The following is a 13,872-nucleotide window of genomic DNA, read 5'->3' on the forward strand; positions in this document are numbered from 1 at the left end:
GCGGGCCGGTGGGTCAGCTGGTGACGGTCACGTCGCGCAGCAGGAAGTAGCTCATGGAGTCGGCCTGCATGTACAGGTGGAACTTCTCGGCCCTGGCCTTGGCCGTCTTGTCCGCGGTGACGATGGTGACGACCACGTACTTCTTCGTGGGGTTCGTCCGGATCGCCCCGTAGGCGAACGTGGAGAAGGTCATGTCGCTGCGGATGTTCACCGCGTTCGAGGAGAGCTTGGCCAGCCGGGTCGCCGCGGCCTTGGCGGCCTCGTCCGTCGGGAACATCATCATGACCTGCACCGCCTTGAGGTGCCCGCGATAAGCGGTGTAGGCGACCTGGACGGCGCGCGTGCACTTGTTCTTGGCCAGCACGCCCCGCCCGTCCACGGGGTCGCAGCTGTCGTACGTCCAGCCGGCGACCTTGGCGGCGGAGAACCTGATCCCGGTCACGTTGAACTTCCAGTCGCCGAACTCGGTGTGCGCGATCGGCGAGCCCGGCTGGGCGCGGCCGGAGGCGGGCGGGGTGGCCGTGGGGTCGGTGGCCGGCTCCGACTGCTCGCCCGACGGCTCCCCCGACGGCTCGCCGGACGGTTCGCCGGAGGCCCCGGCGGACGCCTCGTCCGCGGGTCCGCCCGACGGCTCGCCATCGGCCGCCTCGCCGGCCGCGTCACCGGACCCGTCGGAGGGGGCGTCGGACTGCCACGGGGCCGTGGTCGGGAACGAGGTCGCGCTGCTCGGCAGGGCGGCGGGGGTCTCCGGGGAGCCGAGGTAGGTCACCGCGCCCACCGTGCCGCCGGCCAGCAGGATCAGGCCCAGGCCGATGGACAGGCCGATGACCAGGGTGTTGCCGCGCCGGGGCGCCGTGCCGTAGTCGTGCTGGGGCAGCCCGTAGAGGTCGGCCTGCCCGTACTGGGTCGCCTGCCCGTAGGCATCGCCCCGCCCGTAAGCATCGCCGTGCCCGTAGGAGTCGGGCTGTCCGTGCTGGGCCGGTCGGCCGTATCGGTCCTGGGGTTCGTACGGGCCCGCCTGCCCGTGCCGGCCCGACCGGCCGTACTGGTCCCCCGGGTCGTACGAGCCCGTCTGCCCGCGCCGGCCGTAAGGATCCTCCCACTCATACGAGCCCGCCTGGCCATGACGACCCGATCGGCCGTACTGGTCCGGCTGCTCGTACGGGCCCGGCGGGCCGGTTAAGCGGGGTGTGCCGAAGTCGGGGGGCGGGCCGCCCTGACGGGGCTGTGGGCCGTTGCCGGGCCGCCCGGGGCTCTGACCGGCCGACCGGGGCCCGTGGCCCGGCCATGGGGCGGCGGGACCAGGTTGCGGCCCGCCGTCCGTGGAGCCCTGCGAGGCCCTGGGATCTTGCGGATGTTGAGGTGGAGGGTAGGTCATGGCCCCATTGTGGGGCGGCGATCCGGCCTAGAACCGGCTCCACGGCAGTCCGGCATCAGAGTGAACCAGGCCCGCGCGGCCGTACGTACTAGAGCGATACCCGCACGCGACGGCGGTGGGAGATGCGGCGAGCGGCCGAGAGCACGGGAGGAATCCCGGCGATCCGTCCCGGCCGCCCGGCGCGGGTCAGGAGTTGCAGCCGCAGCTGCAACCGGCGGCACATGAGCAGGACGATCCGTGTCCGCAGGAGCAGGAGTTCTTCGTGGTTGCCGTCATGCCGCATTTATTGCGCGAAGTGAGGGCCGGCTAACTCTCCGCGAAGCGACAAACCCCCTCCCTTCCCGCGACAAGCCCCTGCACACCGCCGTCCTCCCCCATCCGGGCATCTCGCGGTCATCGTGACCGGAGGCGTCCCGTGTGAGGGCAGGACGCGCGGGCAGGACACGCCTCACGGCCCGCCGACGCGGGGGCCGACGCGGGGGCCAACGAGGGGGGATCCGTCATGAAGGGAAACGTCGGCAGAATGCGCGCGGTCGCGTACCGGAAGAGCCTTCCGGTGGACGACGGCGAGAGCCTGGTGGACGTCGAGCTGCCCGTCCCCGAGCCGGGACCGACCGACCTGCTCGTCCGGGTGGAGGCCATCGCGGTCAACCCCGTCGACTACCAGACGCGCCGGGACGTCGACCCGGGCGGCGAACCCAAGGTGCTCGGCTGGGACGCGGCGGGCACGGTCGTCGCGACCGGCGACCGGGCCGAGCTGTTCGGGCCCGGTGACGAGGTCTACTACGCGGGCGCGTTCGACCGTCCCGGCTGCGATTCCCAATACCACGTCGTGGACGAGCGGCTCGTCGCCCGCAAGCCCGCCACGCTGACCTTCACCGAGGCCGCCGCGCTGCCCCTGACCTCCCTGACCGCGTGGGAGGGCCTGTTCGAGCGGCTGGGCCTGCGCCACGCTCCGCTGGAGCGGACCGGGGCGCTGCTGGTCACCGCGGCGGCGGGCGGCGTCGGCTCGATGGTGGTGCAGCTCGCCGGGACACTCACCTCGCTCACCGTGATCGGCACCGCCTCGCGTCCCGAGACCGTGGAGTTCGCCAGGCGCATGGGCGCCCATCACCTGGTCGACCATCACGAGCCGCTGCCGCCGCAGGTGGCCGAGGTGGCGCCGGACGGTCTCGATCTCGTCTTCAGCACCGCCGGCACGGACCGGAACCTGCCGGCGTACGCCGAGATGCTCAGGCCGTTCGGCGGCATCGTCGTGGTCGACGACCACCACACGCTGCCCGTCGGAGTGCTGCAGTCGAAGTCGATCTCGCTCCACTGGGAGCTGATGTTCACCCGCTCGCTCTTCCGCACGCCCGACCAGATCGCGCAGCACCACATCCTGACCCAGGTCGCCCGGCTGGTGGACCGGGGCGTGCTGACCACCACGGCGACCGTGGACCTGGGCCGGATCGACGCCGCCCACCTGCGCGAGGCGCACCGGATCATGGAGTCAGGCACGGCCGTCGGCAAGGTGACGCTCACCGGTTTCGGCGACTGACCGGCCCTCCCGACGAGGCCGGCCCGCACAAAGCCGGCCGGCCCCACGAGGCCGGCCCGCACAAGGCCGGCCCGCACAAGGCCGGCCCGCACAAGGCCGGCCCCGCCAAGCGTCAGTCGACCTCCACGGCGGCCTGGGCGAACTGGGCCGAGTACAGCCGGGCGTAGGCGCCCTCCGCCGCCAGCAGCGACTCGTGCGTGCCCTGCTCGACGATCCGCCCGTTCTCCATGACCAGGATCAGGCTGGCGTCGCGGATGGTGGACAGGCGATGGGCGATCACGAAGCTGGTCCGCCCCTCGCGCAGCGAGCTCATCGCCCGCTGGATGAGCACCTCGGTCCTGGTGTCCACCGAGCTGGTCGCCTCGTCCAGGATGAGGATGGCCGGCTCGGCCAGGAAGGCGCGGGCGATCGTGATCAGCTGCTTCTCGCCCGCGCTGACCGTGTTGCCCTCCTCGTCGACGACGGTGTCGTAGCCGTCGGGCAGCGTGTGGGCGACGCGGTCCACGTGGGCGGCCCGCGCGGCGGCCTCGATCCGCTCCTTCGTGGCGTCCTCGGCCCCGTAGCCGATGTTCTCCGCGATGGTGCCGCCGAACAGCCAGGTGTCCTGCAGCACCATGCCGATGTTGGCGCGCAGCTCCTCCCTGGACATCTCGGCGATGTCGACGCCGTCCAGCGTGATGCGCCCGCCGGTCACCTCGTAGAAGCGCATGACGAGGTTGACCAGCGTCGTCTTGCCGGCGCCTGTCGGGCCGACGATGGCCACGGTCTGGCCGGGCTCGACGGTCAGCGACAGGTCGTCGATCAGCGGCCGGTCGGGCGCGTAGCGGAAGGACACGTTCTCGAACGCGACCCGTCCCCGCACCTGGGCGGGCCTGGCGGGCTCGGCCGGCTCGGCCGACTGCTCGTCGGCTTCGAGCAGCTCGAAGACCCGCTCGGCGGAGGCGACGCCCGACTGCACGAGGTTCGCCATGCCGGCCACCTGGGTCAGCGGCTGGCTGAACTGCCGCGAGTACTGGACGAACGCCTGCACGTCGCCCAGCGAAATGGAGCCCGAGGCCACCTTGAGCCCGCCCACCACGGCGACCAGCACGTAGTTGAGGTTGCCGATGAACATCATGGCCGGCTGGATCATCCCGGAGATGAACTGGGCCTTGAAACTGGAGTTGAACAGGTCCTGGTTGTGCTCGGCGAAGGTGTCGGCGGCCTCCTTCTGCCGGCCGAACACCTTGACCAGCGTGTGGCCGCCGTACATCTCCTCGATGTGGCCGTTGAGCTTGCCGGTGGAGGACCACTGCTTGATGAACTGCGGCTGCGACCGCTTGCCGATCACGGCGGTGACGTAGACCGACAGCGGCACCGAGATCAGCGCGATGAGCGCGAGCACCGGCGAGATCCAGAACATGACGACCAGCACCGCGATGACCGTCAGCAGCGAGGAGATGAGCTGGCTCATCGTCTGCTGCAGCGACTGGGCGATGTTGTCGGTGTCGTTGGTGGCGCGGCTGAGGATCTCGCCGCGCGGCTGGCCGTCGAAGTAGCTCAGCGGCAGCCGGCCCAGCTTGGCCTCGATCCGCTCGCGCAGCCGGGACGCGGCCCGCTGGACCACGATCGTGGTGAGCCTGAACTGCACGATGCCGAGCAGCCCCGCCAGCACGTAGACCGCCAGCACCCAGCCGAGCACCTGGGCCAGCGCGGTGAAGTCGATGCCCTGGCCGGGCACGACGCTCATCGCCGAGACCATGTCGGCGAAGGTGTCCTGGCCGCGGGCGCGCAGCCCGGCCACGGCCTGCGCCTTGGTGCTCCCGGCGGGCAGCTGGGCGCCGATGATGCCGGAGAAGATCAGGTCGGTGGCGTAGCCGAGGATCTTGGGGCCGGACACGGTCAGCGCCACGCTGGCCGTGCCGAGGGCCAGGATGACGGCCAGCATCGCCCGCTCGGGGCGCAGCAGGCTGACCAGGCGGCGCAGGGTGCCGCCGAAGTCGAGGGCCTTCTCGGCGGGCCCGCTCAGCATCCGGCCTGGGCCGAATCCTGGCTGGGGACGGCGCGGGGGCGCCTGGGTGGTCACGCCGCGGCCTCCTGTTCGGTGAGCTGAGACAGCACGATCTCCCGGTACGTCGGGCACGTGCTCATGAGTTCGGCGTGGTCGCCGCTGCCGATGATCCGGCCTTCCTCGATGACGAGGATGCGGTCGGCGTCGCGGATGGTGTTCACCCGCTGGGCCACGATGACGATGGTGGCGTCGGTGATCTCCTCGGCCAGGGCGGCGCGCAGCCGGGCGTCGGTGGCGTAGTCGAGGGCGGAGAAGGAGTCGTCGAAGAGGTAGATCTCGGGCCGGTGCACCAGGGTCCTGGCGATGGCCAGGCGCTGGCGCTGGCCGCCGGAGACGTTCGTGCCGCCCTGGGAGATGGGCTCGTCCAGGCCGCCGGGCATCGCCTCGACGAACTCGCGGGCCTGGGCCACCTCCAGGGCCCGCCACAGCTCCTCGTCGGTCGCGTCGGGCTTGCCGTAGCGCAGGTTGGAGGCGATGGTGCCGGAGAAGAGGTAGGGCGACTGCGGGACGAGCCCGACCGCGCGGGCCAGTGCGGCGGGGTCGAGGTCGCGCACGCTGACGCCGTCGACCAGGACCTCGCCGGAGGTCGCGTCGAACAGGCGGGGGATGAGGTTGAGCAGGGTCGTCTTGCCGCTGCCCGTACTGCCGATGATCGCGGTCGTCCGGCCGGGCCGGGCCGTGAAGGTCACGTCGCTCAGCACCGGGACCTCTGCGCCCGGGTATTGGAAGGCCACCGAGCGCAGCTCCAGCTCGCCTATCTGGCGGTCGGGCGTGACGGGCGTGGCCGGCGGGTGGACGGTCGGCTCGGTGCCGAGCACCTCCTCGATGCGCTCGGCGCAGACCTCGGCCCGCGGGATCATCATGAACATGAACATGGCCATCATCACCGACATGAGGATCTGCATCAGGTAGGAGATGACCGCGGTCAGCGCGCCGACCTGCATGCTCCCGTCGGCGATGCGGTGGCCGCCGAACCACACCACGGCGACGCTGGAGAGGTTCACCACGAGCATGACGGTGGGGAACATCAGCGCCATCAGCCGCCCGACCCGCAGCGACACGTCCGTCAGCTGCTCGTTGGCCACCGCGAAGCGCTCGCGCTCGTGCCGGTCGCGGACGAAGGCCCTGATCACCCGGATGCCGGTGATCTGCTCGCGCAGCACCTGGTTGATCCGGTCGATGCGCTCCTGCATCGTACGGAACAGCGGCCGCATCAGCACCACGATGGTGCCCACGACGGCAATCATCAGGGGCAGCACGACGAGCAGCAGCGAGGACAGCGTCGTGTCCTGATTCAACGCCAGCACGATCCCGCCGACGCACATGATCGGCGCCGCCACCATCATCGTGAACGTCATGAGCACGAGCAGCTGGATCTGCTGCACGTCGTTGGTGGTCCTGGTGATCAGGGACGGCGGCCCGAACCGGCTGACCTCCTGGGCGGAGAAGTCCTGCACCCGGTGGAAGATCGCGGCCCGCAGGTCGCGGCCCAGGGCCATCGAGGTGCGGGCGCCGTAGTAGACGGCGACGATCGAGCAGACGATCTGGACCAGCGTGACGGCCAGCATCACCATCCCGACGCGCATGATGTAACCGGTGTCGCCCTTGACGACGCCGTCGTCGATGATGTCGGCGTTGAGGGTGGGGAGATAGAGCGTGGCCAGCGTCTGTACGAACTGGAAGAGGACGACGAGCGTGATCTCTTTCCCGTACGGCTTGAGCTGGGCCCGCAGCAGGCGGAGCAGCATCAGTGGGGGCTTTCTGTCAAAGGGGTGAGATCGGGCCGCGCGAGCAGCCCGTCGAGCAGCACGGAGACGATCTCCTCGTCGTCCATGCCGGCCAGGTCGTCTCCGCCGAGGCCGCCGAGGCCGTGGTGGACGGTGACGGCGACCAGCATGAGCAGCAGTTGTGCCGTGGCGCCAGGAGAGCGGCGCAGCCGCTCGCGGTCGGGCTCGACCAGGGCCGCGATGGCTTCCATGATCTGCCGGCGGCTCTCCAGCATGCGCTCGCCGAACTCGGGGTCGTCGGCCAGCAGTGTCTTCGGCGCGGTGTACAGCTTGGCGTTGGCGTGCATGCCCTTACGCAGCATCGACACGGCCGCGCACAGCCGCGCGCGCAGCTCCAGTGTGGTGCCGACGGAGGCCAGGGCGGCCACCGCCGGCGCCGGGTCGAACGCGGCCATCAGGGCGGCGCGCAGCAGTGAGATCTTGTCGGGGAAGACGCCGAAGATCGTGCCCTCGGCCACGCCGGCGGCCTCGGCGATCTGGCGGGTGGTGACGGCGGTGCCGTGTTCGCGCAGGAGCGGGACGGTGGCGGCGATGAGCGCGGCCCTGCGGTCTTCAGGCGCCATGGCCGGCACCCTTCGCCTTCTGGTCATGGGGACGAATCGTAATGAGCGAGTACTCACTCGTTCAAATCGTTTTCGCGTGTATCGCCGTGCGCGCAGGGGGTCCCGCGTTAAAGTGACCAGGTCAGCGGGCTGATCGTGGGGGGAATGCCGATGCTGGACGTGGTGGGTTCCGGGGCAGAACTGACGGAAACGGACCGACAGGACCTGGCCGCCGCCGGGGTGGCCGGGGTCACGATCGTGTGGGCCGACAACAACGGCATCCCCCGCTCCCGTACGGTGCCGGCCGGCCAGTACGGCGCCGCCGTCGAGCGCGGGGTCGGGATCACGCCGCTGTTCGCGGTCTTCGACTCCCACGACGGCATCACCTTCGAGCACGCCCCGCTGGGCACCCCCTCGGGCGACATCCGGCTGATGCCCGTCGCCGACCGGCTCGTCCGGCTCGCCGGGCAGCCCGGGTTCGCGTGGGTGCCGGGGCGGCAGGTGGCGGCCGACGGCTCCGCGTGGCCGTACGACCAGCGAGGCGTCCTGGAACGGCAGGTCGCCAGGGCCGCGGCGCTCGGGCTCGACCTCCTGGCGGGCTACGAGATGGAGTTCCACCTCAGCCGGGCGAGCGACGAAGGCGACGGCGACGTGCGTCCCGTCTACGACGGCCCCTCCTACGGCCCGGCCAAGATGCTGGCCGTGGACGCCTTCGCCGACCAACTGCTGCGCGACCTCGACCGCAACGGCGTCCCCGTCGGCCAGTTCCACGGCGAGTACGGCCCCGGGCAGTTCGAGTTCAACATCGCCCCCGCCGACCCGGTCACCGCGGCCGACCGGCAACTGCTGGCCCGGCAGACCGTGCACGCGGCGGCCCGCGCCCACGGCCTGCGGGCCGGCTTCGCCCCGTTGGTCACGCTCGGCCAGGTGGGCAACGGCTGGCATCTGCACACGTCGGTGTCCCGCGCGGGAAGCAACCTGCTGTCGGGCGGCGACGGCCCCGGCGGCATGACCGCCGAGGGTGGCGCCTACCTGGCCGGCCTGCTGCGCGACCTGCCCGCGATCGTGGCCGTCACCGCGCCGAGCCTGTCGTCGCTGCAGCGCAGGCGGCCCGGCTACTGGTGTGGCGCCTACACCTTCTGGGGCATCGAGAACCGGGAGGCGTCGCTGCGGTTCGTACCGGCCACTCCCCTGCTCGGGGCCCGGCACGCCAACGTCGAGCTCAAGCCGTCCGACGCCTCCGCGAACCCCTACCTCGCGCTGGCCGCCGTGATCGCGGCGGGCGTCGCCGGCGTCGAGGACGGCCTCACGCCGCCCGATCCGGTGCAGGAGGACCCCGGCGGCTGGAGCGAGGACCGGCGTGCGGCGCAGGGCATCCGCCGGCTGCCCGTCACGGTCGAGGAGCAGCTCGCCGAGCTGCGGGACAACGAGCGCATCCGCGCGGCGCTGGGCGAGGAGCTGGTCGGCGCCTTCATCGCGATACGCGAGTCCGACGCCGCCCGCGCCGCAGGCCGGGACGCGGCGGACGTGGTGCGCTCGTACCGCTGGCTCTACTGACGACGCCGACGGGGTGGCGCGCCCCTACTGACCAGTGGGGTGCGCCTCTTCCAGGTCAGTGCGGGTGGGCGTCTTCGAGGGGCAGCCCGGCCAGCCTGGCCTCCAGGGCGGCGGTGAAGTTGCGGCAGGCGGGCAGTTCGTCGTGCGGGCAGCCGAGCGCGTGAGCGACGGCCTTCCTGGCGATCTGGGCCCTGGCGATCTGCTCGTCGAGCTCGGCGAGCTTGCGCCGGATCAGCTCCCGCCAGTCGTCGCCGCGCGTGTGCGTGGCGAGGAACTCCTTGCACTCGTGCAGCGTGAACCCGCAGTCGCGCAGCAGCAGGATCGTGCCGACGAGTGCCGTGGCCGACTCCGGGTAGCGGCGCTGCCCGGAGATTCGCGTGGGGGCCGGGATCAGGCCGAGCTCCTCGTAGTAACGCAACGCAGAGGTGGCGACGCCGGTGCTCCTCGCCAGCTCGCCGATCGTCAGATGCCGTTCGCCCATGCCGCTTCCGAGCGTACGCCAGGAGGTGAGTCCGAACACTGCGGGCCGACGAGGAGCGCTCGCACATGCGCACCCGGGTGCTGGGTGACGGCGAGGCGGCGCTGACCCGGGGTGGCGATCTGGCAGGGCTGACGCCGGCGCCGCTCGGCACCGGGCCCACCACGACGCTGATGATCGTTAGCCAGGACGACTTCGGATACATGGGGGCCAGTGGCGGGCTCATCGGACACTCCGAGGAGACCCCCGCCTTCAGACGGAGGAGGAATTGGTCGAAGGACGCTGCGGGGCGTTGGTTCGTGTCCCTGCTGATCGAGGAGAAGATCAGCCCGCTGCCGCCCGTCACGGCGATGGTGGGGATCGACGCCGGGATCACCGTGCTGGCCACCCTGTCCACCGGTGAGAAGGTCGTCAATCCTCGTCACGAGCGCCGCGACCGGCGCAGACTCGCCAAGGCTCAGCGGGCGCTGGCTTGTACCCACCAACGTGCCGTGCCGTACACACCCAGGGCGACGCCGAACTGTTCCCGCACACCCGGCACAAGGTGCGTCCCGCTGGGGCGCGGGCCGGTGCGTGCTGCTCGGTGACGCCGCGCACGGGATGCCGCCCTTCATGGCACAGGGCACGAACCAGGCGCTGGAGGACGTGGCGACCCTGGTGAGCTGCCTGGACACCGTGCCCGATCCGTCCCGGGTGGTCGGCGTCTACTCCGCGAAACGGAAACGGCGCGCGGCCCTCGCCTCCACGATGGCCACGCACGGCCTCGCGGTGTCGGGTCCGCGGGCGTTGATGCAGAGCGAGTACGTGATGCGGATGAACGCCGCCGCCTCACCCCGCCTGGCCACCCGCGCCTTCGGCCACCTGCTCAGCACCCTCAGCAACCGGCTCTGACACCTTCTCGGACTGTCCCGCGTCGAGGTGACGATCTACGATGCGGGCATGCGACTGGTCGATATCCGGATTTATCCGGTTAAGTCCGGGGCTGGGCTGCCCGTAGCGGACGCCGCCGTGGAGCCCTGGGGGCTGGCCGGTGACCGCCGGTGGGCGGTCGTCGATGAGGCGGGTGCGCACATCTGGCTGGGCGACTACCCCCGGATGGTCTCGGTCCTGGCACGCAACCTCGACGGCGGCGGCCTCCTGCTCTCCGCCCCTGGACGGCCCGATCTGGAGGTCCCCCAGGCCACGGGCGAGCCGGTCCCCGTGAAGTTCAGCGGGCTGGATCGCGCGGTCGCCGCCGATGACGCCGCCTGCGCCTGGTTCACCGAACTGCTCGGCCGGCCCGCCCGGCTCGTCTGGCTGGACGATCCCGGCCGCCGGGCCATCGACCCCGCGCACGGCGGCCTGCCCGGCGAGGTGGTCAGTTTCGCCTGGGACGCCCCGCTGCTGCTGACGTCCGCCGCCTCGCTCCGCCTCCTGGACGAGCAGATCGGCGGCGACGCGCCGCTCGACATGGCGCGGTTCCGGCCGAGCGTGGTCGTGGACGGCGGCGAGCCGTACGCCGAGGACGCCTGGAAGGAGGTCAGGATCGGCGAGGTGGACTTCCGCGTCTCGGAGGCGTGCGACCGATGCGCGGTCACCACCATCGACCCGGCCACCGGCGCCAGGGGCAAGGAGCCGCTCAGGACGCTCGCCCGGCATCGCCTCCGGGACGGCAAGACGTGGTTCGGCATCCGCCTCGTGCCCAGGGGGCCCGGCCGGATCCGGCTCGGCGATCCGGTGACCGCCTGAGAGGACGGCGGCCGGGGTCAGGCGGTGGCCTGGTCGAGGAGTTCCAGCAGGTGCTGGTACGGCTTTCCGGTGGCCCGGGTCATGCCGAGCTCGCACGTACGGTTCACCGAGGCGTGCGCCGCGAAGTCCCCGGCCGTCACGGCGGCGGCCTCGGCGCGGGTGGCGGAGGCGGTGAGCTCGGGGTGGAGCAGGCCGCGGTCCCCGGCGAAGGCGCAGCACTGCCAGCCCTCGGGGATCACCACCTCGTCGGCGACCGCTCGCGCGATGCTCGCGATGGCGGCGTCCAGGCCCAGCCGGGTGGAGGAGCAGGTGGGGTGCAGGGCCAGCGACGGCAGCCGGCGGGCGGCCGGGAGGCGGGGCAGGAGGTGCTCGGCGGTGTAGGCGACCGCGTCGAGCACCTTCAGATCGGGGACGAGGTGCGCGTACCCCTCGGTGCACGAGGCGGCGTCGGTGACGACCGGGACACTGCCGTCCCTGGTGGCCCGCGCGAGGGCGTCGCGGACGCGTCCGGCCATCGTCTCGTGGCCGTCGGCGTACCCCTTGGACGACCAGGGGGTGCCGCAGCACAGGCCGGCGATCTCGGCGGGCACGCGCAGCGTGATGCCGGCCCGGGCGGCCAGGCGCTGGAAGGCGGTCATGACGCCGGGCCCGTCGCCGGCGGGGGCGAACATCGTGTTCAGGCAGGAGGGCAGGTAGACGGCGTCGGGATCGGCGGCGGGGACCGGGCGGCGCCGGGTGCCGCCCCTGGGCAGGTCGCGGGTCCACTGCGGCACCGTCTCCGAGCCCGCCAGCGCGCGGGTGGCCCGGCTGCCGGCCTCGGGGAGGGCGGGCGGGGTCGCCGCGGCGGCGTCCAGGGCCAGGTTCATCGCGCGGGTGAGGCCGTCCCAGTGCTTGGCGGCGCTGTTCCAGCCCTGCTTCGCGGCACGGCCGTGGCGTTCGGCGCGTAGACGTTTGGTCAGGTCGCCGGTGTTGATCAGGACGGGACAGGCGGTGGCGCACATGCCGTCGACGGCGCACGTGTCCACGGCGTCGTAGCTGTAGTCCGCCTCCAGCGCGCGGACCAGGGCGTGATCGCCGGCCGCCTCGGCGGCGGCCATCTCCCGGCGCAGCACGATGCGCTGGCGCGGGGTGGTGGTCAGGTCGCGGCTGGGGCAGACGGGCTCGCAGTAGCCGCACTCGACGCAGCGGTCGACCTCGGGCTCGACCGTGACGACCTGCTTGAGGTCGCGCAGGTGGGCGTCGTCGCGGTCGGTGAGCACGACGCCGGGGTTGAGCGTGCCCGCCGGGTCGCACAGGCGCTTGATCTCACGCATGACGTCGTAGAGCTCGTCGCCGTACTGGCGGCGGACGAACGGGGCCATGACGCGGCCGGTGCCGTGCTCGGCCTTGAGCGTGCCGCCGCGGCCCAGTACGGCCTCGACCATGTCCTCGGTGAAGTCGGCGTAACGCCGCAGCTCGGTGCCGAAGCGCTCGTTCAGCATGAAGTGCAGGTTGCCGTCCTTGGCGTGGCCGAAGATGACGCTGCGCTCGTAGCGGTGCTTGGCGAACAGCTCGGTGAGGTCGTCGCACAGGTCCGCGAGCACGGGTACGGGGACGGCCACGTCCTCCAGCAGGGCGGTGGTACCGCTGGGCCGGGCGCCGGCCACGGACGCGTACAGACCCTTGCGGATGTGCCACAGCGCGGCCCTGACGCCGGCCTCCCTGCCGAGCCGGGCGGGGACGGACAGGCGCAGCCCGGCGAACGCCCGCTCGGCGGCGCGCTCGCGCTCGGTGAGCAGGTCGGCGTCGGACTCCTGCCACTCGACCAGCAGCGCGGCGTGCCCGGCGACGTCGAGGGAGCGCAGCACGTCGTCGGCCTTGGGGTCGGTCTGGGCCACCCGCAGCGACTCGGCGTCCAGCAGCTCGACCGCGGCCGGCCCGGCGGCGACCAGTTCAGGCATCGCGGCCATCGCCTCACGCAGGGTGGGCAGGACGAGCAGGCCGGTGGCGGCCAGGCGGTGCGCGGGGACCGTGCGGAAGACCGCCTCGGCGACGAAGCCGAGCGTGCCCTCGCTGCCGATGATCAGGTGGGCGAGGATCTGCGCGGGCGAGTCGTGGTCGAGGAGGCTGTTGAGGCCGTACCCCATGGTGTTCTTGAGCGAGAACTGGGCGGTGATACGGCGCACCGACTCGGCGTCGCCGCGCACGCGGTCGCGCAGCCGGGCCAGCCCGTCGGCGAGCGCGGGCTCCAGCGCCCGCAGCCGCTCGTCGGCGTCGGGGGCGCCGGTGTCGATCACGGTGCCGCTGGGCAGCACGACCGTCATCGACTCCAGCGTCCGGTACGTGTTGGCGTGCGTGCCGCAGGTCATGCCGCTGGAGTTGTTGGCCACCACGCCGCCGATCGTGCACGCCGACTCGCTGGCCGGGTCGGGGCCGAGCTTGCGGCCGTAGGGGGCCAGGCGGGCGTTGACCTGCCGCAGCACCGCGCCCGGCTGGACGCGGACGCGTTCGCCGCCGTCCAGCACCTCGATGCCGCGGAAGTGCCGGCGCGTGTCCACCAGCAGGTGCTCGCTGACGCCCTGCCCGCTCAGGCTGGTGCCGCCGGAACGGAAGGTGAGCGGCAGGCCCGTCCGCAGCAGCGCGGCGACCTGCTCGGCGCTCTCCGGTACCAGGACGGCCTGCGGGGTGAGCAGGTAGTGGGAGGCGTCGTGAGCCATGCCGAGCCGGTCGCCGGCCCGGGTACGGGCGATTCCCGGCACGGCGGCCTCCACCGTGTCCAGGACTGCGGAATCCGGCGCTTTCATCACGTTTCCTACTCTTTCATCGGCACGAA

At 72.1% G+C, this 13,872-nt stretch carries 11 protein-coding genes and 1 pseudogene; 5 read left to right on the forward strand and 7 right to left on the reverse strand.

All coding sequences use genetic code 11. From position 1 onward, the window contains the following. Positions 1–13 precede the first annotated feature (13 nt). Positions 14–1,378 (reverse strand): hypothetical protein, encoded by a 1,365-nt coding sequence (locus AB0C28_RS28980; protein WP_358078838.1) that lies wholly within the window; start codon positions 1,376–1,378, stop codon positions 14–16. 88 nt (positions 1,379–1,466) lie between these two features. Beyond that, complete coding sequence (locus AB0C28_RS28985; protein WP_358078840.1) at positions 1,467–1,661, reverse strand: hypothetical protein; 195 nt, start codon at positions 1,659–1,661, stop codon at positions 1,467–1,469. A gap of 219 nt (positions 1,662–1,880) precedes the next feature. Between AB0C28_RS28985 and AB0C28_RS28990 the strand changes: the two genes are divergently transcribed. Beyond that, complete coding sequence (locus AB0C28_RS28990; protein ID WP_358078843.1) at positions 1,881–2,918, forward strand: zinc-binding alcohol dehydrogenase family protein; 1,038 nt, start codon at positions 1,881–1,883, stop codon at positions 2,916–2,918. 112 nt (positions 2,919–3,030) lie between these two features. On the opposite strand, the gene AB0C28_RS28995 is transcribed toward AB0C28_RS28990, so the two are convergent. The 3 genes from AB0C28_RS28995 to AB0C28_RS29005 are packed head-to-tail and all read right to left on the reverse strand — an operon-like array spanning position 3,031 to position 7,318. Further along, positions 3,031–4,983, reverse strand: a complete 1,953-nt coding sequence (locus tag AB0C28_RS28995) for an ABC transporter ATP-binding protein (RefSeq protein ID WP_358078846.1) — start codon at positions 4,981–4,983, stop codon at positions 3,031–3,033. Next, positions 4,980–6,716: an ABC transporter ATP-binding protein gene (locus AB0C28_RS29000; protein WP_357835659.1), complete on the reverse strand. Its 1,737-nt coding sequence runs from the start codon at positions 6,714–6,716 to the stop codon at positions 4,980–4,982. The genes AB0C28_RS28995 and AB0C28_RS29000 overlap by 4 nt, the downstream gene beginning before the upstream one ends. Next, positions 6,716–7,318 carry a TetR/AcrR family transcriptional regulator gene (locus AB0C28_RS29005; protein WP_358078848.1) on the reverse strand — a complete coding sequence of 201 codons (603 nt, stop codon included), beginning with the start codon at positions 7,316–7,318 and terminating at the stop codon, positions 6,716–6,718. The genes AB0C28_RS29000 and AB0C28_RS29005 overlap by 1 nt, the downstream gene beginning before the upstream one ends. Positions 7,319–7,462: 144 nt before the next feature. On the opposite strand from AB0C28_RS29005, the gene AB0C28_RS29010 reads away from it, so the two are divergent. Beyond that, positions 7,463–8,854 carry a glutamine synthetase family protein gene (locus AB0C28_RS29010; RefSeq protein WP_358078851.1) on the forward strand — a complete coding sequence of 464 codons (1,392 nt, stop codon included), beginning with the start codon at positions 7,463–7,465 and terminating at the stop codon, positions 8,852–8,854. 55 nt (positions 8,855–8,909) lie between these two features. On the opposite strand, the gene AB0C28_RS29015 is transcribed toward AB0C28_RS29010, so the two are convergent. Further along, complete coding sequence (locus tag AB0C28_RS29015; protein WP_358078854.1) at positions 8,910–9,335, reverse strand: MerR family transcriptional regulator; 426 nt, start codon at positions 9,333–9,335, stop codon at positions 8,910–8,912. Positions 9,336–9,604: 269 nt separating this feature from the next. Between AB0C28_RS29015 and AB0C28_RS29020 the strand changes: the two are divergent. The 3 genes and pseudogenes from AB0C28_RS29020 to AB0C28_RS29030 all read left to right on the forward strand — a co-directional run. Continuing rightward, positions 9,605–9,919 (forward strand): annotated as a pseudogene (locus tag AB0C28_RS29020) (transposase); the annotation flags it as partial. Further along, positions 9,906–10,223: an FAD-dependent monooxygenase gene (locus AB0C28_RS29025; RefSeq protein WP_357835670.1), complete on the forward strand. Its 318-nt coding sequence runs from the start codon at positions 9,906–9,908 to the stop codon at positions 10,221–10,223. The pseudogene AB0C28_RS29020 and the gene AB0C28_RS29025, both read left to right, overlap by 14 nt. Positions 10,224–10,271: 48 nt before the next feature. Further along, the gene (locus AB0C28_RS29030) at positions 10,272–11,060 is read left to right on the forward strand and encodes an MOSC N-terminal beta barrel domain-containing protein (RefSeq protein ID WP_357835673.1); all 789 of its coding nucleotides are present in this window, start codon (positions 10,272–10,274) and stop codon (positions 11,058–11,060) included. Between the two features lie 17 nt (positions 11,061–11,077). Here the strand turns inward: AB0C28_RS29030 and AB0C28_RS29035 are convergent, their stop codons facing one another. Continuing rightward, entirely contained in the window at positions 11,078–13,843 is a 2,766-nt protein-coding gene (locus tag AB0C28_RS29035; RefSeq protein WP_358078857.1) for an FAD-binding and (Fe-S)-binding domain-containing protein, read from the reverse strand. Between the last annotated feature and the right edge of the window lie 29 nt (positions 13,844–13,872).

Origin of the sequence: Nonomuraea sp. NPDC048892 (assembly GCF_040649735.1) — a bacterium.
Classification (GTDB): domain Bacteria; phylum Actinomycetota; class Actinomycetes; order Streptosporangiales; family Streptosporangiaceae; genus Nonomuraea; species Nonomuraea maheshkhaliensis.